This is a genomic window from Telluria sp. GW821-FHT07G12, assembly GCF_059418525.1.
The window spans coordinates 603,336-623,963 of sequence record NZ_JBWKQA010000003.1 but is presented as its reverse complement, the minus strand read 5'-3'; the positions used below and the strand labels follow the sequence as shown (position 1 = coordinate 623,963).

The window sequence follows — 20,628 nt, the reverse complement described above, 5'->3', positions numbered from 1 at the left end:
CTCATTCCGCTCGCGGCGTCTTGCCGTCCAGCGCCAGGTTCAGCGCCAGCACGTTCACGCGCGGTGCGCCCAGAACACCCAGCGCCGGCTCCTTGCGGAAGCGTTCGATCAGCGCGCGGACCTGCTGCTCCGGGAGATTGCGCGCAGCGGCGATGCGGCCTGCCTGGTATTCGGCGGCGGCGACGCTGATCTCCGGATCGAGCCCGCTGGCCGAGGCCGTAACCAGGTCGATCGGCACCGGCGCGAGATTGCCGGGATCGGCCCGGTGCAAGGCTTCCACGCGGGCCTTGACGGCGTCCAGCAGCGCCGGATTGGTCGGGCCCTGGTTCGCGCCGCTCGAACCGGCGGCATTGTTCGCCATCGGCGCGGTGGCCGACGGCCGGCCCCAGAAATAGCCTGGCTTCGAGAACGGCTGGCCGATCAGCGACGAGCCGACCGTCCTGCCGTTCGTCTCGACGAGGCTGCCGTTCGCCTGGTGGGCGAAGGCGACGCGGCCGGCGCCGGTGACGGCGGCCGGGTAGAGCACGCCGCAGACGACGGTGAGGGCGCCGAACAGCACCAGTGCGGGGCGGATAAGGGAAGACATGGAAAACTCCTTGTTCAGACGAGATTGAGCGCCGCCAGCAGCATGTCGATCAGCTTGATGCCGATGAATGGCAGGATGATACCGCCGATACCGTAGACCAGCAGATTGCGCCGCAGCAGGGCCGTGGCGCCGATCGCGCGGTAGCGTACGCCGCGCAGGGCCAGCGGAATCAGGAACACGATGATCAGGGCGTTGAAGATCAAAGCCGACATGATCGCCGAAGCCGGGCTGGCAAGATGCATGATGTCGAGCGCCTTCAATTGCGGATAGGTGCCGACGAAAGCAGCCGGGATGATCGCGAAATACTTGGCGACGTCGTTGGCGATCGAGAAGGTGGTCAGCGAACCGCGCGTCATCAGCATCTGCTTGCCGATCTCGACGATCTCGAGCAGCTTGGTCGGATTCGAGTCGAGGTCGACCATGTTGCCCGCTTCCTTGGCCGCCTGGGTGCCGGAGTTCATCGCCACCGCGACGTCGGCCTGGGCCAGCGCCGGGGCGTCGTTGGTGCCGTCGCCGGTCATCGCCACCAGGCGTCCTTCGGCCTGGTAACCGCGGATCAGCTTGAGCTTGTCCTCCGGCGTCGCTTCGGCCAGGAAGTCGTCGACACCCGCTTCCGCGGCGATGGCGGCGGCAGTGAGGCGGTTGTCGCCGGTGATCATCACGGTCTTGATGCCCATGCGGCGCAGCTCCGCGAAGCGCTCCTTGATGCCGCCCTTGACGATGTCCTTGAGTTCGACCACACCCATCACGCGGGCGCCGTCGGCCACCACCAGGGGCGTGCTGCCGCGGCGCGCCGTATCTTCGACGATGCGCTGGACCTCGGCCGGGAACGGCGCGCCGAGCGCCTCGACGTGGCGGCGCACCGCGTCGAAGGCGCCCTTGCGGATTTGCCGCTCGCCGCAGTCGATGCCGCTCATGCGCGTATTCGCCGAGAACGGGATGAATGCCGCATGCAGCCCCTCCAGCGCGCGTTCGCGGATGTTGAACTTCTGTTTGGCCAGCACCACGATGCTGCGGCCCTCCGGCGTTTCGTCGGCCAGCGACGCCAGTTGCGCGGCATCCGCCAGTTCGCGTTCGCTGACGCCGGGGGCCGCCAGGAAGACGCTGGCCTGGCGGTTACCCAGCGTGATGGTGCCGGTCTTGTCGAGCAGGAGCACGTCGACGTCGCCCGCTGCCTCCACTGCGCGGCCGGAGGTCGCGATCACGTTGGCGCGCATCATGCGGCTCATGCCGGCCACGCCGATCGCCGACAACAGGCCGCCGATCGTGGTCGGAATCAGGCATACCAGCAGCGCGATCAGGACCGTGATCGTGACCGGCGTGCCGGCCTTGGCCACCTCGACCGAATACAGCGAGAACGGCAGCAGGGTCACGGTCACCACCAGGAACACGATGGTCAGCGCCACCAGCAGGATGGTCAGGGCGATCTCGTTGGGCGTCTTCTTGCGCCTGGCGCCCTCGACCATCTCGATCATGCGGTCCAGGAAGGTTTCGCCGGGATTGGCGCTGACTTTCACCACCAGCCAGTCCGACAGCACGCGGGTGCCGCCGGTGACGCTGGAAAAGTCGCCGCCCGACTCGCGGATCACGGGCGCCGATTCGCCGGTGATCGCGCTTTCGTCGACCGAAGCGACGCCTTCGACGACCTCGCCGTCGATCGGCACCACGTCGCCCGCTTCGATCAGCACGTGATTACCCTTGCGCAGGTCGGTGGCCGGGCAAGGCAGCCAGCCGGTGCCGTACTTGGGCGCAGCCATCTTCTTGGCCATCACGCTTTCTTTCAGGCCGCGCAGCGAAGCTGCCTGGGCCTTGCTGCGGCCCTCGGCCAGCGCTTCCGCGAAGTTCGCGAACAACACCGTGAACCACAGCCAGACGGCGCAGGCCAGGATGAAGCCGCTGGGCGCTTCGCCAGTGCCGGACAGCGCCTGCACGTACAGCAGCGTGGTGATGATGCTGCCGACGTAGACCACGAACATCACGGGGCTGCGCAACTGGGTGCGCAGGCCGAGTTTCTTGAAGGCGTCGACCAGCGCCGGGCCGGCCAGGGACGTGTCGAACATGCTCAGGCGGCGGTTCGAAGCGGGAGCGCCGGCAGGCAGGTTCGCCGTCGGCTGGGGAAGTTGAGTCATGGGCTACTCCTGATTATTTTGCAAAGAGCTGGAGGTGTTCGACGACCGGCCCCAGGGCCAGCGCGGGCACGTAATTCAGCACGCCGACCAGCACCACCACGCCGACCAGCAGGCCGACGAACATCGGGCCGTGGGTGGGCATGGTGCCGCCGGTCGTCTGCAGGCGCTGCTTGGCCGCCAGCGAGCCGGCAATCGCGAGCACCGGCACGATGACGCCGAAACGACCGAACCACATCGCGATCGCCAGCATCCAGTTGTAGAACGGCGTATTCGCGGACAAGCCGGCGAAGGCGCTGCCGTTGTTATTGGCGGCCGAGGTGAACGCGTACAGCATTTCCGAGAAACCGTGGGCGCCGGGGTTGGCGACGCCGGCCTTGCCTGCATCGGCCATCACGGCGATCGCCGTGCCGGCCAGCACCAGCACCGGCGTGACGAGGATCGCGATCGAGGTCATTTTCATTTCGTAGGCCTGGATCTTCTTGCCCAGGTATTCCGGGGTGCGGCCGATCATCAGGCCGGCAATGAAGACCGCCATGATCGCGAACACCAGCATGCCGTACAGGCCGGAGCCGACGCCGCCGAAGATCACTTCGCCGAACTGCATCAGGACCAGGGGCACCGCACCGCCCAGCGGCGTGAACGAATCGTGCATCGCATTCACCGCACCGCAGGAGGCGGCGGTGGTGATGGCGGCGAACAGCGCCGAGGCGTCGATGCCGAAACGGGTCTCCTTGCCCTCCATGTTGCCGCCCGACTGCAGGCCGCTTGCGCCCTGGTCGATGCCCATCGCCTGCAGGGCCGGATGCGCCTGGTGCTCGGCCAGCATCGCGCCCGCTGCCAGGACGACGAACAGCACCGTCATGGCGGCCAGGATCGCCCAGCCCTGGCGGCGGTCGCCCACCAGGCGCCCGAACGCGAAGCACAGGGCGGCCGGGATCAGGAACATCGCCACCATCTGCGACAGATTGCTCAGCGGCGTGGGGTTCTCGTAGGGATGGGCCGAATTGGCGTTGAAGAAGCCGCCGCCATTCGTGCCCAGCATCTTGATCGATTCCTGGGACGCCACCGGTCCCATCGCGATGGTCTGCGTGGCGGCCGTCACGACGGCGCCGTCCTGCTGGGTATAGGTCAGCGGCTCCAGCAGCTGCACTTCTTGGTAGCTCGAGAAGTTCTGCACCACGCCCTGCCCCATCAGAAACACCGAGAACACCAGCGACAGCGGCAGCAGCACGTACAGGGTGGAACGGGTCAGGTCGACCCAGAAATTCCCGATCGACCTGGCCGACCTGGCGCTGAAGCCGCGGATCAGGGCAAACACCACCGCGATGCCGGTGGCCGCCGAGAAGAAATTCTGGCAGGTGAGCGCCAGCATCTGGGTCAGGTAGCTCATGGTCTGCTCGCCGCTGTAGCCCTGCCAGTTGGTGTTGGCGACGAAGCTGACCGCGGTGTTGAAGGCCGAGTCCGGGCTGACGTTGCCCAGCGACTGGGGGTTCAGGGGCAGCCAGGCCTGCACGCGCTGCAGCAGGTAGACAGCCAGCGCGCCGACGGCATTGAAGACCAGCAGAGCGACGGCATAAGCCTTCCAGCCCATGCCCTGCGCGGCATCGACGCCGGCGGCGCGATACAGCCCCGCCTCGATCCGGTGCAGCCAGCCGAAGCCGCGTATGCGTCCGCCCTCGGCCACGCGGGCCAGCAGGATGCCGAGCGGCCAGGACAAGGCCAGCAGCACGACCAGAAACAATACAAGCAGGAGCGCACCCGGCGCCAGTGTTGAGAAGTTCATCACAGCGCCTCCGCGTTGAACATGGCGTACAGCAGGTACGCCAGCAGGCCGCCCGAGGCGAGTGCGCCGATCAGGTAAAAGAGCGTCATTTGCGCTCTCCCAGTTTCGCGCAAGCGCTTGCCATGCCCAGGATCAGGGCCGTGAACAAGACGATTGCGCCGATGAAGAGGATATCCATGTGCACCTCGAAATGACGGGTTGATCAGAATGTCTTGCTGATGCTGGCGACCAGCGCTTTCCTGCCGAGGAACTTGCCGTTGGCAGGCGAGGCGTAGGCGGTATCGCCGGCATTGGTGCCGACGAAGGCGACCGCCAGGCTGGCGACGCCGAAGTCCCTGGTGAGGCCGAGCTTGTAGTCGGTGTAGCTGGCCGCATCGTTATGGCGCACATCCTGGCGGCCGGCGTGCAGGTTCAAGGTCAGGCCCTTGCCGAGATCGAAGTTGGCGCCGAGGTCCAGGTAGCCGCTGTGGCGGCTGTCGACGAAGCCGAACAGATTGGTCAGCGACAGCGAGTACTTGGCGTAGGCGGGCCCGTAGCCCAGCTGGCCGTATATCTCCGCCGTGTCGGCGTCGGCGAAACCGGTCACGTGCTTCAAGCCATTCGACGGATAGACATAGCCCAGGACCCCGAGGTCGTAGGCGGCATCCTCGCCGAGCTTGCCGCGCTTGCCCGCATACAGGTCCCACTCGATGTCGCCGCCGCCGCCCGCATCCTTGGTCCACTTGATGGTGGACAGCCAGGTGCCGGCGTACAGGCCGCTGGGATTGTGCGTGGTGTCGGCGCCACCCTGCAGCGCCGGCTGCAGGCGGGTCTGCGAGATGCCGCGGTAGCGGTAGTCGAAAACGAGCGAGGCGTTGTAGCTGACAGTCTGCTCCGGCTGGGCTTCCTGGGCGTGCAGCGGCGCCGCCAGTGCGGCGAAGACCACAGGCGACGCCAATAGGGCGAAGGTTTTTTTCATGTTGAACTCTGCTTCCTTGTTTTTGTCAGGACTGCCGGCCGGCCGCGGGGGCCGGACCGATCGATGCGTTCCGCCGGGCCGGCGGAATCGCGCAGGAGGCCTGGTAGACCTCCTCGTACAGCGCCGCCATCTCGGCGGCGCCGGTGCTGCTTTCGTTGTCGCTGGCGCAGCGACCGGGGCGGTCCGCGCCCCACAGGAGCGCCGGCAAATGCAGGATGGTGCCGGCCAGTCCGCCCGCCATCACTTGCGCCGCGTAGCCGCGCATGGCGAGCAGCTCGCGCGGCGCAGGGTCGTGCTCGCTGCCGGCGGTGACGAACAGCACGCGCAGGCCAGGATTGAACATGCGTGCGCTGTTGAGCCGCGCGATCAGGTCGTAGCGGCCATCGATGTCGGCCTGCGCCGGCGCCAGCGGTACGACGGCGACCTGCGCCATGATCAGGGCGGAGCGGCACTCATGGCCGTTGCCGCCGTCGGTGGCGATGACGACGTCCGCGAAGCGTGGATACAGCCGCTCCAGCTCCTCCGGCAAACCGAATCCGCGCACCGCACGGGCCGTCAGCGCCGGGCCGAGGTGCAGGCGTTCGCGTTCCGTAGCCCATTGCTGGCAGGCCTGGCGCGATGTGGCGTCCATCAGGAGGACCTTGCGGCCGCTGCGGGCGCGCAGGAGCGCCAGGTTCTCGGCCACCAGTCCGGCGGCGTCCTGAGGTTCACTGGTGGCGATGGTGACGATCATGTCTGCGGCACTCCTTGCTATGTTGCGATGCAATGAAGTGTAGGCAGGGAGGCATAAAGATTTTCTAAAAAGACGTACGCCCCGGATAAACGGTTTATTTACAAAATTTTTATGCAGCGGTCGGTAGGATGGCGCTCTTCAACATGGCGAAGAGGCTGGATTTGGAAACGCAACAAGGCAGGAACAGGAACATCGCCGGACTGGCATTGGCCGCCATCGGCATCGTGTATGGCGACATCGGCACCAGCCCGCTCTACTCCCTCAAGACCGTGTTCGATCCGGCGCACGGGCTGGCTCTCACGCCGGCCAACCTGATCGGCGTCGTGTCCCTGATCTTCTGGGGCTTGAGCATCATCGTGTCCTTCAAGTACGTGACGCTGGTGCTGCGTGCCGACAACCGCGGCGAAGGCGGCATCATGGCGCTGCTGGCGCTGGCGCTAGGGGCCGTCGGCGGCCGCGGGCGCCTGCATGTCGCACTGCTCCTGATCGGCGTATTCGGCGCATCCCTGTTCTACGGCGACAGCGTCATCACGCCGGCGATCTCCGTGCTCTCCGCGGTGGAAGGCCTGGAAGTCGCCACCCCCGCAATGCAGCCCTACGTAGTGCCGCTGACGATCGTCATCCTGGTCTGCCTGTATGCCGTGCAAAGCCATGGCACCGCCGGCATTGGACGCTGGTTCGGTCCGATCATGCTGCTGTGGTTCGTGGTCCTGGCGGGAATGGGCATGGTCAACATCGCGCATCACCCGGGCATCCTGGTGGCGGTCAATCCCTGGCATGCGCTCAGCTTCTTCATCGAGAACCGCGGCACCGCTTTCCTTGCGCTGGGCGCGGTCGTGCTGGCGTTCACGGGCGCCGAAGCCCTGTATGCCGACATGGGGCATTTCGGGCGCAGGCCGATCCGTCTCGCCTGGACGCTGGTGGCCTTTCCGGCACTGGCATTGAATTATCTTGGGCAGGGCGGCCTGCTGCTGGCGCGTCCGGAGGCGATCGCCAACCCGTTCTTCCAGCAGCTGGGGAGCTGGAGCATCTATCCGCTGGTGGTGCTGTCTACCATTGCGACGGTGATCGCATCGCAGGCGACGATCTCCGGGACCTTCTCGATGACCAAGGAAGCGATCGCGCTCGGTTTCCTGCCGCGCATGCGCGTCGTGCACACATCGGAACACGAGATCGGGCAGATCTACATCCCCTCGGTCAACTGGCTGCAACTGGTGGCGGTGCTGCTGGCGGTGATCGGTTTCGGCTCCTCCGAGCAGCTGGCCTCGGCCTACGGCATCGCCGTCACGGCGACGATGCTGGCGACGACGGTCCTGACGTATTTCGTGATCCGCTACCGCTGGCGCATGAACCTGCTGCTATGCCTCGGCGCGACCGCCTTCTTCCTGGCGATCGACACCGCCTTCTTCTCCGCCAACGTGCTCAAGGTCCTGCACGGCGGCTGGTTCCCGCTGCTGCTCGGCACCCTGCTGTTCACGCTGATGCTGACCTGGCGCAGGGGCCGCCAGCTGGTATTCGACAACCTGCAGAAGCACGCGATTCCGCTCGATGCCTTCCTCGAGTCGCTGTTCATCGCACCGCCGGTACGGGTGCCGGGCACCGCGGTATTCCTGCGTGGAGAGAGCGATGGCGTGCCGCATGCGATGCTGCACAACCTGTCGCACAACAAGGTGCTGCACGAACGTATCGTCTTCCTTACCGTGCACATTGCCGACACGCCCTACGCCGGGCGTGAGGCACAGCTTCGCGTCACACCGCTCGGGCATGGCTGCTACCAGATCGACATCGTCTTCGGCTTCAAGGACGAGCCGGACATTCCGGCCATGCTGGCGGCCTGCACCTGGCAGGAGCAGCCCTTCGACATGATGCAGACCTCGTTCTTCATCGCGCGCCAGACCGTGATCTCGACGCCCGGCGAGGGCATGGCGCCCTGGCGCGAGCACCTGTTCGTGGCCATGCAGCGCAATGCGCGCGATGCCGCCGACTATTACCGGATTCCGACCAACCGCGTCATCGAACTGGGAACGCAGATCGAGATCTAGGCCGGCGCCAGCCGGTGCTCAGTGGCCGCCGGCCACCAGCACCGAGGCGGTATTGCGCCCTGCCCGCTTGGACTGGTACAGGGCTTCGTCGGCGGTGTGGGCCAGCGCCGCCTGCTCCGGATGCGCGGACCAGGCGATGCCGATGCTGGCCGACACCTGGCGTGGCTGGCCGTCGACCAGGAAGTCGGCGCGCATCGCCTCCAGCAGCTTGTCGGCGATGCGTCCGCATTCGCGCGCCGAGCCCACCTGCTCGAGCACGATCACGAATTCGTCGCCGGCCAGGCGCGCCACGGTGTCGGTGGCGCGCACGGTGGCGGACAGGCGCTTGGCGAACTCGCGCAGCACGGCGTCGCCGCTGGCGTGGCCCAGGCTGTCGTTGATCTGCTTGAAGTGGTCGACGTCGAGGTAGACCAGGGCCATCGCCATCGCACTGCGGCGTGCGCGCGCGATCGCCTGCACCAGGCGCTCCTCGTAGCTGCGGCGGTTCGGCAGGCCGGTGAGGTGGTCGGAGTGCGCAAGCGCGTGCAGCTGGCGTTCGTATTCGCGCGCCGAGGTGGCGTCGGTGGACAGCACGTAGATGCCCTGCACCATGCCGTCGCGCACGTGCGGCAGGTAGGTCGTGCTGAGCACGCGGCGGCGCCCGCGGCGCTCTTCCTCGATTTCCAGGGCCGAGGCATGGCCGTCCAGGCAGCGCTCGAGGGCCGCGCGGCGCGGCGCGTAGAAGGCCTCGCCCATGGCTTCCGGCACGGTCTTGCCCAGCATGTCGGCGCACTTCACTCCGAACCATTCCTGGTAACGCTGGTTGGCGAAGGCATAGCGCATGCCGGTGTCGATGTAGGCGATCAGGGCCGGCACGTTGTCGGCGATGGTGCGCAGGCGCTCCTCGCTCTCGACCACGCGGGCGCGCGACTCGGCCAGCTCGGTAACATCCTTCATCGCCACCACGGCGCCGAGCGCCTCGCCATTCGGCCCCTTCAGCGCGCGGCCGCTGGCCAGCACGCGGTGGGCGCCGCCTTCGCGGTGCACGACCACCATGGGCGCATCCTTGACGTTCTCGCCGCGCAGGGCGCGCGCCAGCGGAATCCGGGCTTCTTCCAGCGGCGTCATGCCGTCTTCCTCGAACAGCTGGTAATGCGCCGCCCATTGCGCCGAGCTCAGGCCGGCGACGTCCACGCCATGCAGGTCGCGCGCGGCGCGGTTGAACAGGGTCAGGGCGCCGTCCGCCCCGCAGGCGACCACACCGACGTCGACCGATTCGAGCAGCGCGTCGAGCAGCTCCTGCTTCTGCACCAGGGTCTGCTGGGCCAGCATGCGCTGCTGCGCTTCCTGTTCGAGCAGGCGGTTCTTGGCGTGCAGCTCGCGGGTGCGGTCCTCGACACGGCGCTCGAGCTGCACGTTCAGCTCACGCAGCGCCATCTGGGCCGCATCGCGCGCGGCCACCAGCACGCCGCGGTTCAACTCGTCCTGCACCATCTGCGCAAGGTCGCGCAGCATGCGCTTCTCGGCATCGCTGAACATGCGCGGCTGCTGGTCGATGACGCACAGGGTGCCCAGAGGCTGGCCATCCACGCTGTGCACCGGCTGGCCGGCATAGAAGCGGATGAAAGGCGCGCCGGCCACCAGAGGATTGTCGGCGAAGCGCTCGTCGAGATGCGTGTCGGGCACCACCAGCAGATCGTCCAGCGCCACCGCGTGGCTGCAGAAGGCCATCGAACGCGGCGTCTCGCAGATGTCGAGACCGACGCGCGACTTGAACCACTGGCGTTTGGCGTCGATCAGCGACACCAGCGCGATCGGTGCGCCGAAGGCGGCAGAGGCGATCCGGGTAAAGCGGTCGAAACGGTCTTCGAGAGGGGTATCCAGCACGCCCAGCGCGTGTAGGGCGTTGATGCGCCCCTCTTCTGCAAGTTCCTGTTGACTGAGCATGAATCGTCCTTGCCGCTGAGCGGCCAGCAAATGAACCGGCAGAATCCAGCCGGAGGATGGAAGAGCGCGATGACATTTGACGCTTTTCCCAGCGGAAGGATTCTAGAGGATTTCAACCGAGCTGTGCAGTATATCCACTATGCTTTCCACGTGGAAATTATTGGTTATTCTGCAATTCATTTTCGCGATTTTTCTATTCTTCCACTGTGCATTGCTAGGGATCGCCTTCTCGATTTACCAAATTTATCGATCCATGACCGCCTCGCCTCATCCTGCCGCCCAGTTGGCGCGGCACAACAGCCCGATTTGCCGACCGGTTTGCAATGAGGGAAGAACTTGCATTTCGTTTAATGAATTGGACCGAGGAACATAAATTTAACGACAAACCATGCATCGTCAAAGTAATCAAACATTGTGTGTGTCATCTAACCGAGCCGGAAAGGCCGGCCCCGTAAGGTGAGCGTCTTACGACGAAAGGACGGCCATGGACCCTCACCAGCAGCATCCGATCCGCCTGCACCTCAACGGGCAGGACCGGGAATTCGACGTCGAATCCTGGGTTACCCTGCTCGACCTCCTGCGCGAGCGCGCGGGCCTGACGGGCACCAAGAAAGGCTGCGACCACGGCCAGTGCGGCGCCTGCACTGTCCTGCTCGACGGCCGCCGCGTGAACGCCTGCCTGACCCTGGCCGTCATGCAGGACGGCCACGAAGTCACCACCGTCGAGGGCCTGGCCAAGGGCGAGGAACTGCATCCGCTGCAGCAGGCCTTCATCGACTGCGACGCCTTCCAGTGCGGCTACTGCACGCCGGGCCAGATCTGCTCGGCCGCCGGCCTGATTGCCGAAGGCCAGGCCAGGACCATCGCCGACGTGCGCGAACTCATGAGCGGCAACCTGTGCCGCTGCGGCGCCTATCCGCAGATCGTGCGCGCGGTGGCGCAGGTGCTCGAACTCGACGCCTCCGCCCTCGACGAGGGCAAACCCTTCACGACCGGGTCGGTGCTGGTATGAATCCCTTCGCCTTTACCCAACCCAAGGACGTCGATGGCGTCCTTGCCAGACTTGCCGATGGTGCGCGGCCGATCGCCGGCGGCACCAACCTGCTCGACCTGATGAAGGAAGGTGTCATGACCCCGCCACAGGTCGTCGACATCAATGCGATCGCCACCGCGGGCTTCGACCAGATCGAAGAATTCGGCAGCGGCCGGCTGCGCCTGGGCGCGCTGGCACGCAATGCCGATACTGCCTACCACCCGCTGGTACGCGAGCGCTATCCCCTGCTCTCCAGCGCGATCCTCGCCGGCGCCTCGCCGCAGCTGCGCAACATGGCGACCAACGGCGGCAACCTGCTGCAGCGCACCCGCTGCGTGTATTTCTACGACGTCGGCGTCCCCTGCAACAAGCGCGAGCCCGGCACCGGCTGCCCCGCCAAGCACGGTCTCAACCGCCAGCATGCGATCCTTGGTGCCAGCGAGCAATGCATCGCCACCCACCCATCCGACATGTGTGTGGCCCTGCGCGCACTGGACGCGATCGTGCACGTGCGCTCCAGCAGCGGCGCGCGCGAAATCCCCTTTGCCGAATTCCACCGCCTGCCCGGCGAACGCCCGGAGCTCGACAGCACCCTGCAGCAGGGCGAGCTGATCACCCACATCGCCCTGCCGAACGCCGCCCGCTTCGTCGATCACTCCGCCTACATCAAGGTGCGCGAACGCCTGTCCTACGCCTTTGCGCTGGTGTCGGTGGCGGCCGCGCTGGACCTCGACGGCGATACCATCCGCGCCGCCCGCATCGCACTGGGCGGCGTCGCCCACAAGCCCTGGCGCGTCGAGGAAGCTGAGCGCGAACTCGAAGGCAAGCAGGCCGGCGAGGCCGCGTTCGCGGTCGCTGCCGAACGCATCCTGCAGGGCGCGCGCGGCTGGGGCCAGAACGACTTCAAGCTGCTGCTGGCGAAGAACGCCATCGTGCAGGCACTCATGACCGCCACGCGCGGTACCGCCTACGCCAGGGGAGAAAAAGAATGACCGATCTGATTCCCGAGCTGCGTACCCCGAGCGCGCCGGAAGGCACGGGCCGCGTGCGCAGCGGCATGCACGTCTCGCGCGTAGACGGCATCGCCAAGGTGACCGGTGCCGCCAAGTACGCCGCCGAGCACGAAGCGCCCGACCTGGCCTATGGCGTGGTGGTCAGCGGCACCGTGGCCCGCGGCCGCATCAAGACAATCGACTGCCGCGAAGCCGAAGCCGTGCCGGGCGTGATCGCCGTGATCACGCACGAGAACCGCAAGGTCAAGATGCGCGGCAACGACCTGGCCTACAAGGACATGACGGCCCCTAGCGGCTCGCCCTTCCGTGTTCTATACAGTGACCGCATCTTCTATAGCGGCCAGCCGGTGGCGCTGGTGGTGGCCGAGACCTTCGAAGCCGCGCGCCACGCGGCTGCACTGGTGAAGCTCACCTACGAGGTCGAGGAACACGATACCGACATGCTGGCCAGCCTGGACCGCGCCTACGAGCCGCGCAAGATGAAGGCTGGCTTCGTGCCACCCAGCTCGAAAGGCGATGCGGACAAGGCCTTCGAAGCAGCGCCGGTAAAAATCGAGTCCCAGTTCTACCACGGGGTCGAGCACCACAACCCGATGGAGATGTTCGCTTCCACCGTAGTGCGCAGCGAGGACGGCCATCTGACCATCTACGACAAGAACCAGAGCTCGCAGAACTGCCGCTGGTATGTCTCGCACGTGTTCGGTCTGTCCAAGGACAAGGTCACGGTGCGCAACCCCTACGTGGGCGGCGCCTTCGGCTCCGGCCTGCGCCCGCAGTACCAGCTGCCGCTGGCGGTGATGGCGGCGCTGCAGCTGAAACGCTCGGTGCGCGTGGTGCTGACGCGCCAGCAGATGTTCAGCTTCGGCCACCGGCCCGAGACCTGGCAGCGCGTGAAGCTGGCGGCGAACCCGGACGGCCAGCTGCAGGCCATCCTGCACGACGCCGTGCACGAGACCTCGCGCCTGGAAGACTACGTCGAGGTGGTGGTCAACTGGTCCGGCCAGATGTACGCCTGCGACAACATCAAGCTGGGCTACAAGCTGGTGGGCCAGGACCGCTACTCGCCGATCGACATGCGCGCCCCCGGCGCCGCTCACGGCGTCCATGCGATCGAAGTGGCGATGGACGAGATGGCCTACGCGCTGAAGATGGACCCGCTGGCCTTCCGCCTGAAGAACTACGCGGAAGTCAATCCGATGGACGACAAGCCCTACTCCACCAAGGAGCTGCGCCAGTGCTACCAGCTGGGTTCCGAACGCTTCGGCTGGAAAGACAGGCCGCTCGAGCCGCGTTCCATGCGCGAGGGCGAAGAGCTGGTCGGCTGGGGCATGGCGACCGGCATGTGGGACTCGCTGGTGATGGTGGCGCGGGTCTCCGCCGTGCTGCACGCGGACGGGCGCCTGGTGGTCTCCAGCGCGGCCTCCGACATCGGCACCGGCACCTATACCGTGATGTCCATGCTCGCGGCGGAAGCCATGGGCCTGCCAATGGAAAAAGTGACCTTCCAGCTGGGCGATTCGACCCTGCCGCTGGCGCCGATCGAGGGCGGGTCCTCGCACGTGGCGACGGTCGGCTCCGGCGTGGTGGGCGCCTGCGAGAAGCTGCAGAAGGCTTTGCTCAAGATGGCGCAGGCCATGCCCGACTCCATCTTCAAAAAGCTGCAGCTGCGCCAGGTGGAATTCAACGACGGCCGCCTCCACCTGCGCGGCCAGCCGGCCAACGGCATCGATCTGGCCGAAGTGCTGGCGCACGCGGGCAAGGACAGGGTCGAAGAAAAATTCCTGATGACGCCGCAGATGCTCAAGCAGCGCAAGTACACGCGCGCCGTCCACTCGGCGGTATTCTGCGAGGTGCGGGTGAACGAGAAGCTCGGCATCGTGCGCGTGACGCGGGTCGTGAACGCGGTGGCGGCTGGGCGCATCATCAGCGCCAAGACCGCCGAGAGCCAGATCATCGGCGGCGTCGTGTGGGGCATCAGCCAGGCCCTGCACGAAGAGACCTACACCGACCACCGGCTGGGGCGCTTCATGAACCACAACTATGCCGAATACCACGTGGCCGTGAACGCCGACATCCACGACATCCAGGTCATCTTCGCGGACGAGGACGACCGCGTGGTCAGCAAGCAGCTGGGCGCCAAGGGCGTGGGCGAGATCGGCCTCGTAGGCGTGTCCGCAGCGGTCTCGAACGCGATCTTCCACGCCACCGGCAAGCGCCTGCGCAGCACGCCGATGTCGCCGGACAAGCTGCTGCTGGGCGACCAGGAGGTGCCGGTGCAGAAGCCGCCGCAGTTCGAGTAACAATCTATGGCATCATCGGCATCTGCGAGCCCAACCGGAGATGCCGATGAAACGCCTGCTGCCGCTGTTCGCCGTCCTGCTCTCCGCCTGCGCGTCCACACCGCCCGCGCAGGCGCCCATCCCTCCCGACACCGACGTCGTCCAGCTCATGCAGCGCGAGAACCTGCAGGGCCTGGCCCTGGCCGTGATCGACGATGGCCAGATCAAGAGCGTGCGCAGCTGGGGCTGGCGCAATGCCGAAAAGCGGCTGCCTCTGCAAACGGACACCATCATGTACGGCGCCTCGCTGACCAAGGCCGCCTTTGCCTACATGCTGCTGCAGCTGGTCGACGAGGGCAAGCTCGATCTCGACGCGCCGCTCGAACGCCTGCTGCCCCAGCCGCTGCCCTCGTACAAACAGCCCGACGACTACAGCGACCTGGCCGGCGACGAACGCTGGCGCAAGCTCACCCCGCGCATCCTGCTCACCCACTCCGCCGGCTTCGCCAACTTCCGCTGGCTGGAGCCAGACAAGAAGCTGCGCTTCCACTTCGATCCGGGCACCCGTTATGCCTACTCCGGCGAAGGCCTGTATATCCTGCAGCTGATCGTCGACCAAGGCCTGAAACTGGATACGGGCGCCGAAATGCAGCGCCGCGTGTTCGACCGCTTCGGCATGCGCAACACCAGCATGAAGTGGCGCCCGGATTTCGCCGCCAACCTGGCCGACGGCTACGACGAAAACGGCAAGTTCGAGCCGCACGACGAGCGCAGCCGCGTGCGCGCGGCCGGCTCGATGGACACGACGATAGAAGACCAGGCGAAACTGTGGGCCGGCATCGTGCGCGGCGACGGCTTGAGCCCCGCCTCGCGCGCCGCCATGGTGAATGGCTGGCTGCCTATCGTATCGAAGCACCAGTTCCCTACGCTGGAAGAAGGCAGCGCCAGCTGGCCGCAGCAACTGGCGGCAGGCCTGGGCGTGGTCAGCTTTCAGGACCGCAGCGGCGGCGCCGGCTGGTTCAAGGGCGGCCACAACGAGATCACCGCCAACATGGTGATCTGCCTGGACGCCAGGCGCCGCTGCGTGGTCATGCTGGCCAACGACGTGCGCGCCGAGCGCATCTACCCGGAACTGGCGCGGCGCGTGCTGGGCGAGACCGACATGCCCTGGGCCTGGGAATACAACTTCACGCCGCCGCGCTGAGGACCTCGAAGACGCACACCTCCCCATCCTCGGGCACCAGCACGCGGGCGCGCAGGCCCTGCTCGTCGAGGAAGGCGCGTAGTGCGGCGCGCGACAGCACGCAGTGGTTCACCGCTTCCAGGTGGCTGGCGATGATGGTCGCCTGCGGCGCCGCCTGCGCCACCTTCACCAGGTCGTGTTCGTCCATGATGATGGCGCCCAGGCCCGGCACCAGTGCGTCGCCGCAGTTCAGCACCGCCACGTCCGGCTTGTAAGTGGCCAAAGCGTCAGCGACGTACCGGTTCCAGACCGTGTCGCCGGCCACGTACAAAGTCGGCTCGTCCGGGTGGCTGAACACCACGCCGCTCACCTCGCCCATGCGCTCGCCGATCGCGGCCATCACCTGGTCGCTGCCGTGCTGGCCGCCGGTCCGGTGCAGGGTGATCCCGTCGAAGGAAGAACCGTCACCGAAGATGCGCACGTCCTCGAAGCCGTCCGCGCGCAGGGCCTTGGCGTCGGCCTCGTTCTGGGCCAGCAGCGGCAAGCCACGCGGAATCAGCCGGCGCGCGGCCTCGTCCCAGTGATCCGCGTGCAGGTGGGTGACGAGGACGGCATCGACGTCCAGCAGCTGCGCCACCGGCACCGGCAGCCCGACCAGCGGATTCGCCAGGTGGCTGTTGGCGGTGCCGGGAAAGCCCGGGTAGGCGCCCTGCTCGGCGAGCAGCGGGTCGACCAGGAAGCGTTTGCCGGCATAGTCGATGCGGAGGGTGGCATTGCGGATCTGTTGAACGAACATGAAAGCTCCTGTGTTGAAAGTGAAGACAGGAGCATTGTGCGCGGCAGCTATCAGGGCTGACAGTGGCCCGCAAGCCACTATGCGATAGAATCGGGCCATGCGCACATCACGCCACATCCAGGTCGCCGTCATCGCCTTCGACGGCATGACGCCCTTTCATTTGTCGGTGCCCTGCCTGGTCTTCGGCAGCAGCCTGGGCGCCCGCCCGGCCTTTTCGCTGCGCGTGTGCGGCCTCGGCGAAGAGATGCTGGCCACCAGCGCCGGCTTCGGCATCCGCCCCGATCACGGACTCGATGGATTGAACGATGCGGACATCGTCGTCATGCCGGCCTGGCACGACGACTGCCGCCCTGCCCCGCCGGCGCTGCTGGAGGCGCTGCGCCGGGCGCACGCGCGCGGCGCCAGTGTGATGGCGCTGTGCCTGGGCGCCTTCCCGGTGGCGGAGGCGGGCCTGCTGGACGGACGCGCGGCCACGACCCACTGGGCGGCGGCCTCCGAGCTGGCGCGCCGCTATCCGAAGGTGAAGGTGGACCCGGAAGTGCTGTATGTGGACGAAGGCGACGTGTTGACCTCGGCCGGCGTCGCGGCCGGCATCGACTGCTGCCTGCACCTGCTGCGCCGCCTGTGCGGTGCCGATGCGGCGAATGCGGTGGCGCGCCGCCTGGTGGTGGCGCCGCACCGCCAGGGCGGCCAGGCCCAGTTCATCGAAAAACCGCTGCCGGTATCGCCCAGCGACGGCCGCCTGGCGCGGGTGCTGGAATGGGTGAGCCGCAACCTCGACGCCGAGCATGACCTCGACACGCTGGCCGAGCGCGCCGCCATGAGCCGGCGTAACTTCACGCGCCACTTCCGCCAGGCCACCGGCATGTCCTTCAAGCAGTGGCTGCTGGAGCAGCGCCTGCAGCATGCGCGCACGCTGCTGGAAACCAGCGAGGCGCCGGTCGAACTGGTGGCGCAGCAGGCCGGCTTCGGCTCGGCCCTGTCGCTGCGCCAGCATTTCAGGTCCACGCTGCAGACCTCGCCGGCGGCCTACCGCAAGCAGTTCAGAACTTCGTCTCGAGCATCGCCCGCACCTGCAGGAAGGTCGGCGTGATGGTGGTGTCGGTCAGGCGGCTGCCGTCGCCACTGACGTAGGTGGAAGCGGTGACGTTCTCCTGGCGCAGGGTGTTCGCCAGCGAGGTGCGCAGTTGCACCTTGGGCGTGAACTTCCACACGCCGTACAGGTCGAGCGAGCGCTTCACGCCGGCATAGCCGTACTGGTTCTGCGAGATGCGCACCGGGCCGCCGTTCTGGAAGCTCAGGCTGCCGCCGAAGGTGGCCGGCAAGCTGTCGAACTTGTAGTCGAAGCCGAAGGTGCCGCTCAGAGGCGTCTGCTGGTCCAGGCGGTTGTTCGGGCCAGGCACCATCGACAGGCTGGACCAGCTGCGCGAGACGTTGGCGCGCAGGTCAAGCGCCGGCCAGCCCGGGAACATCTGGCGCAGCGGCAGCTTGGCTTCCAGCTCGATGCCGCGGGTATTGGCGGCGCCGTCGTTCACCGGCATCGACACCCACAGGCCATCGATGAAGAATACGCGCGAGTGCGTGATGTCGTCGATGTGGCGCACATAGGTGCTGGCGCTCAGCAGGCCGCCGCCCGGCAGGTAGTGTTCGTACGCGAGGTCCAGGCCCCAGGCCAGTTCCGGCTTCAGCTGCGGGTTGCCCATGGTGTCCGGCGTGGTCGGGCTGTTGTTCGAGGCGATGCCGCGGCGCGGCACCAGCTGCGCCACGTTTGGCGCCTTGTAGGTGCGGGTAATGCCGCCGCGGAGCTGGTCGTTCTTCGAGCCCGGAATCTTGTACAGGGTCTGGAACAGCGGGCTGAAGACGCTCGATTTGTTGTCGATGGCCGCGTAGCTGTTGCCCTCGCTCCTGATCTGAATGCCTTCCCAGCGCAGCCCGAAGTACACCGACCACTGCTTGCTCACGGTCCACTCGTCCTGGGCGAACAGGGCCAGGCGGCGCACGGTGGCGTCGAAGCTCTCGTCACGGTTGCTCACTGGCGCGCCCACGGTCGTGGTTTCCAGTTGCAGGCGGGTCTCGTTGCGAAGACTGTAGGCGCCATCCCAGCCGAGCGCGATCGCATGGCCGTCGCCGATCGGGCGCGAATACTTGCCGGTGCTGCTCCAGCCCTTGTCGCTGAAGTCGCTATCGATGTCGCGGTCCAGCGCCAGCACCTCATTGGCATAGTACTGCTGCTGGCCCACGCCGCTGTCGCGGTGCGCGTAGTTGACGCCGAACTTGGCGTCCAGCTTGGCGCCCTGCTCCAGGCGCTTGGTCCAGGACAGGTCGCTGCGCAGCATTTCCATCTTGTTCTCGGCATCGGTGGCGGTGGCCACGTAGCGCGGCGGCGCGCCCAGCGAGGTCACCACGGTCTCCGGCGCATCGCCCTTTGAGCGGGCGATGTTGATGAAGTTCTGCGAGGTGATCACTTCGCCGGGACCGATGTTCCAGTTGATGCGCGGCGAGAGGCCGATACCGAGCAGGCGGCCGCGGTTGCCATCGTAAGCGACGCGGTGCAGCACTTCGCGGCCGGCCGCGTCATAGCCTTCGGTGACGACCTGCGAAGGCCGGTCCTGGCGGCCGTACAGCAGGTTGCCGCTCATCGCGTACGACATCTTGCCGCTCTTGTCCGACAGCTGGAAGGTCGACACCGCGCCGTACGCGCCGTTCTCCACCTGCACGCCGGTCTTCAGTTCGCGCTGCGCCGTTTCTACCCGCCGCTTCAGCACGATGTTGATGCCGCCGGCGATGGCCTGGGTGCTGTACTCGGCGGTGGCGGCGCGCATGATCTCGATGCGCTCGACCATCTCCGGCGATACCTGGTCCAGCGAGAAGCCCGGCGGCGCCGGCTCGCCGTTCAGCAGGATCTGGGTATAGCCGTTGCCCAGGCCACGCATGCGGACGTCGCCGCCGCGGCCCTGCACGCCGCCCACGGTAATGCCGGGCAGGCGCTTCAGCACCTCGCCCAGCGTGGTGTCGCCATGGCGCAGGATCTCCTCCTGGTTGACGACGATCTTGGTGGCGGTGTCGTCGCGGCGCGCGTCGTAGGTGGCGGCCTGGCCTTTCACTTCGACCTTCTGCATGGCGGCGGCCTTGTCGGCAGCTGGCTTGTCGGCGCTGGTGGTGGCCTGGTCGGCGGCATAGGCACTGAACATGCCGAAGATGACTGGGGAAGCGAGCAGCAGGCGGACGAGGGTATTCGTATTCTGGCGTGACATGGTTCTTGTTATGGGCGATGAGCGTTGATCGAGCCCGCATCATGCCCTGCGGTACTTACACTCAACAGGCCCATGCGACGAAATGCTGAAAATCGGGCGCGAAATGCTGCATGGCGCTATGTACGGTTGGGCACTGTCGGTGTGCTTTACATTTTGTGTCGGAAAAATGATGCGTATTGTTAAATTCTTTTTCAAATCAAGAACATGAACAAGCAGGCGCAATCCTTGCTTGTTAAATAGAATCTTTTTTGGAGACACAAAATGTTGCGCAAGATTCTCTGCCTGGCCGCCACCGCCCTCTTTACCCAAGCCGCTTCGGCCAACGTTCTCTACACCTGGCAGCAGGTGGCACCTTCCTCTTCCATGCCGGAGGGGCTGCACCTCGAGCTCACCTTCACGGATGCCGCCGTCGCCAGGGGCGAGGCTACGCTGAACGTCTCCCAGTGCTGGTCCGATGCTTGCGATGAACAGCAGGACAGCCTGGTATCGCTGCGCTACTGGTACGCGGGCGCCGACGGCAAGCAGCAGTGGAATCTGATCGATTACCGCTACCAGGACGAGATGCAGCCTGGCCTGCTGCAGTTGTCGATGACGCTGCAATTCCTGGCGGGCGGCTACCTGGGCGGCAGCATCATGGTCAACAGCGGCTATTCGGATTTCACGATGGAGAGCAGCGGCAAGGAATTCAGCATGCTGTGGGCGCACAGCGACGAGGGCGAAGGCTGCGGCTTTGCCTACCAGTTCTGCGAAGGCGAACGCGGCCTGCTGCACAGGGCCGCGGTACAGAACCAGGGCCAAGCGCTGCCAGAACCGGGCAGCCTCGCGATCCTTGCGGCGGGCGGCCTGGCCGGCTGGTTCGCACGCCGCCGCGGCGCGTCGTCCAAGCGCACGAAGCGCTGATCGCCTCCTGCGC

17 protein-coding genes are annotated in these 20,628 nt (G+C 66.4%); 8 read left to right on the top strand and 9 right to left on the bottom strand.

All coding sequences use genetic code 11. From position 1 onward, the window contains the following. Position 1 precedes the first annotated feature (1 nt). The 6 genes from kdpC to AC07PE_RS15260 all read right to left on the bottom strand — a co-directional run bounded on the left by kdpC (position 2) and on the right by AC07PE_RS15260 (position 6,189). On the bottom strand, positions 2-586 hold the full coding sequence (kdpC, locus tag AC07PE_RS15285) for a potassium-transporting ATPase subunit KdpC (RefSeq protein ID WP_498765851.1): 585 nt from the start codon (positions 584-586) through the stop codon (positions 2-4). A 14-nt stretch (positions 587-600) separates the two neighbouring features. After that, positions 601-2,646 (bottom strand): potassium-transporting ATPase subunit KdpB, encoded by a 2,046-nt coding sequence (kdpB, locus tag AC07PE_RS15280; RefSeq protein WP_498766074.1) that lies wholly within the window; start codon positions 2,644-2,646, stop codon positions 601-603. Positions 2,647-2,728: 82 nt separating this feature from the next. After that, complete coding sequence (gene kdpA / locus AC07PE_RS15275; RefSeq protein ID WP_498765849.1) at positions 2,729-4,498, bottom strand: potassium-transporting ATPase subunit KdpA; 1,770 nt, start codon at positions 4,496-4,498, stop codon at positions 2,729-2,731. After that, positions 4,498-4,587 (bottom strand): potassium-transporting ATPase subunit F, encoded by a 90-nt coding sequence (locus AC07PE_RS15270; RefSeq protein ID WP_498765847.1) that lies wholly within the window; start codon positions 4,585-4,587, stop codon positions 4,498-4,500. The genes kdpA and AC07PE_RS15270 overlap by 1 nt, the downstream gene beginning before the upstream one ends. 113 nt (positions 4,588-4,700) lie before the next feature. Continuing rightward, the gene (locus tag AC07PE_RS15265) at positions 4,701-5,456 is read right to left on the bottom strand and encodes a TorF family putative porin (RefSeq protein ID WP_498765845.1); all 756 of its coding nucleotides are present in this window, start codon (positions 5,454-5,456) and stop codon (positions 4,701-4,703) included. Positions 5,457-5,481: 25 nt separating this feature from the next. Then, a complete protein-coding gene (locus tag AC07PE_RS15260; RefSeq protein WP_498765843.1) occupies positions 5,482-6,189 on the bottom strand; it encodes a hypothetical protein in 708 nt (235 codons plus the stop codon). A gap of 161 nt (positions 6,190-6,350) precedes the next feature. Between AC07PE_RS15260 and AC07PE_RS15255 the strand changes: the two genes are divergently transcribed. Continuing rightward, the gene (locus AC07PE_RS15255) at positions 6,351-8,231 is read left to right on the top strand and encodes a potassium transporter Kup (RefSeq protein WP_498765841.1); all 1,881 of its coding nucleotides are present in this window, start codon (positions 6,351-6,353) and stop codon (positions 8,229-8,231) included. Between the two features lie 18 nt (positions 8,232-8,249). On the opposite strand, the gene AC07PE_RS15250 is transcribed toward AC07PE_RS15255, so the two are convergent. After that, entirely contained in the window at positions 8,250-10,157 is a 1,908-nt protein-coding gene (locus AC07PE_RS15250; RefSeq protein ID WP_498765839.1) for a sensor domain-containing diguanylate cyclase, read from the bottom strand. Here AC07PE_RS15250 and AC07PE_RS15245 point away from each other — a divergent pair. The 5 genes from AC07PE_RS15245 to AC07PE_RS15225 all read left to right on the top strand — a co-directional run bounded on the left by AC07PE_RS15245 (position 10,146) and on the right by AC07PE_RS15225 (position 15,686). Beyond that, a complete protein-coding gene (locus tag AC07PE_RS15245; protein WP_498765837.1) occupies positions 10,146-10,484 on the top strand; it encodes a hypothetical protein in 339 nt (112 codons plus the stop codon). The two genes, AC07PE_RS15250 and AC07PE_RS15245, sit on opposite strands and share 12 nt — an antisense overlap. A 157-nt stretch (positions 10,485-10,641) precedes the next feature. Then, a complete protein-coding gene (locus tag AC07PE_RS15240) occupies positions 10,642-11,169 on the top strand; it encodes a (2Fe-2S)-binding protein (RefSeq protein WP_498765835.1) in 528 nt (175 codons plus the stop codon). Next, positions 11,166-12,182 carry an FAD binding domain-containing protein gene (locus tag AC07PE_RS15235; RefSeq protein WP_498765833.1) on the top strand — a complete coding sequence of 339 codons (1,017 nt, stop codon included), beginning with the start codon at positions 11,166-11,168 and terminating at the stop codon, positions 12,180-12,182. Before AC07PE_RS15240 ends, AC07PE_RS15235 begins: the two co-directional genes overlap by 4 nt. Then, positions 12,179-14,503, top strand: a complete 2,325-nt coding sequence (locus tag AC07PE_RS15230; protein ID WP_498765831.1) for a xanthine dehydrogenase family protein molybdopterin-binding subunit — start codon at positions 12,179-12,181, stop codon at positions 14,501-14,503. The genes AC07PE_RS15235 and AC07PE_RS15230 overlap by 4 nt, the downstream gene beginning before the upstream one ends. A 46-nt stretch (positions 14,504-14,549) precedes the next feature. Further along, complete coding sequence (locus tag AC07PE_RS15225; RefSeq protein WP_498765829.1) at positions 14,550-15,686, top strand: serine hydrolase domain-containing protein; 1,137 nt, start codon at positions 14,550-14,552, stop codon at positions 15,684-15,686. Here AC07PE_RS15225 and AC07PE_RS15220 read toward each other — a convergent pair. Then, entirely contained in the window at positions 15,670-16,461 is a 792-nt protein-coding gene (locus AC07PE_RS15220; RefSeq protein ID WP_498765827.1) for an MBL fold metallo-hydrolase, read from the bottom strand. The two genes, AC07PE_RS15225 and AC07PE_RS15220, sit on opposite strands and share 17 nt — an antisense overlap. Before the next feature lie 115 nt (positions 16,462-16,576). Between AC07PE_RS15220 and AC07PE_RS15215 the strand changes: the two genes are divergently transcribed. Further along, a complete protein-coding gene (locus tag AC07PE_RS15215; protein WP_498766072.1) occupies positions 16,577-17,554 on the top strand; it encodes a GlxA family transcriptional regulator in 978 nt (325 codons plus the stop codon). Here the strand turns inward: AC07PE_RS15215 and AC07PE_RS15210 are convergent. Further along, the gene (locus tag AC07PE_RS15210) at positions 17,505-19,715 is read right to left on the bottom strand and encodes a TonB-dependent receptor plug domain-containing protein (protein WP_498765825.1); all 2,211 of its coding nucleotides are present in this window, start codon (positions 19,713-19,715) and stop codon (positions 17,505-17,507) included. The genes AC07PE_RS15215 and AC07PE_RS15210 overlap by 50 nt on opposite strands. Before the next feature lie 261 nt (positions 19,716-19,976). Here AC07PE_RS15210 and AC07PE_RS15205 point away from each other — a divergent pair, with 261 nt between their 5' ends. Next, positions 19,977-20,615: a PEP-CTERM sorting domain-containing protein gene (locus AC07PE_RS15205; protein ID WP_498765823.1), complete on the top strand. Its 639-nt coding sequence runs from the start codon at positions 19,977-19,979 to the stop codon at positions 20,613-20,615. The last annotated feature ends 13 nt before the right edge of the window (positions 20,616-20,628 follow it).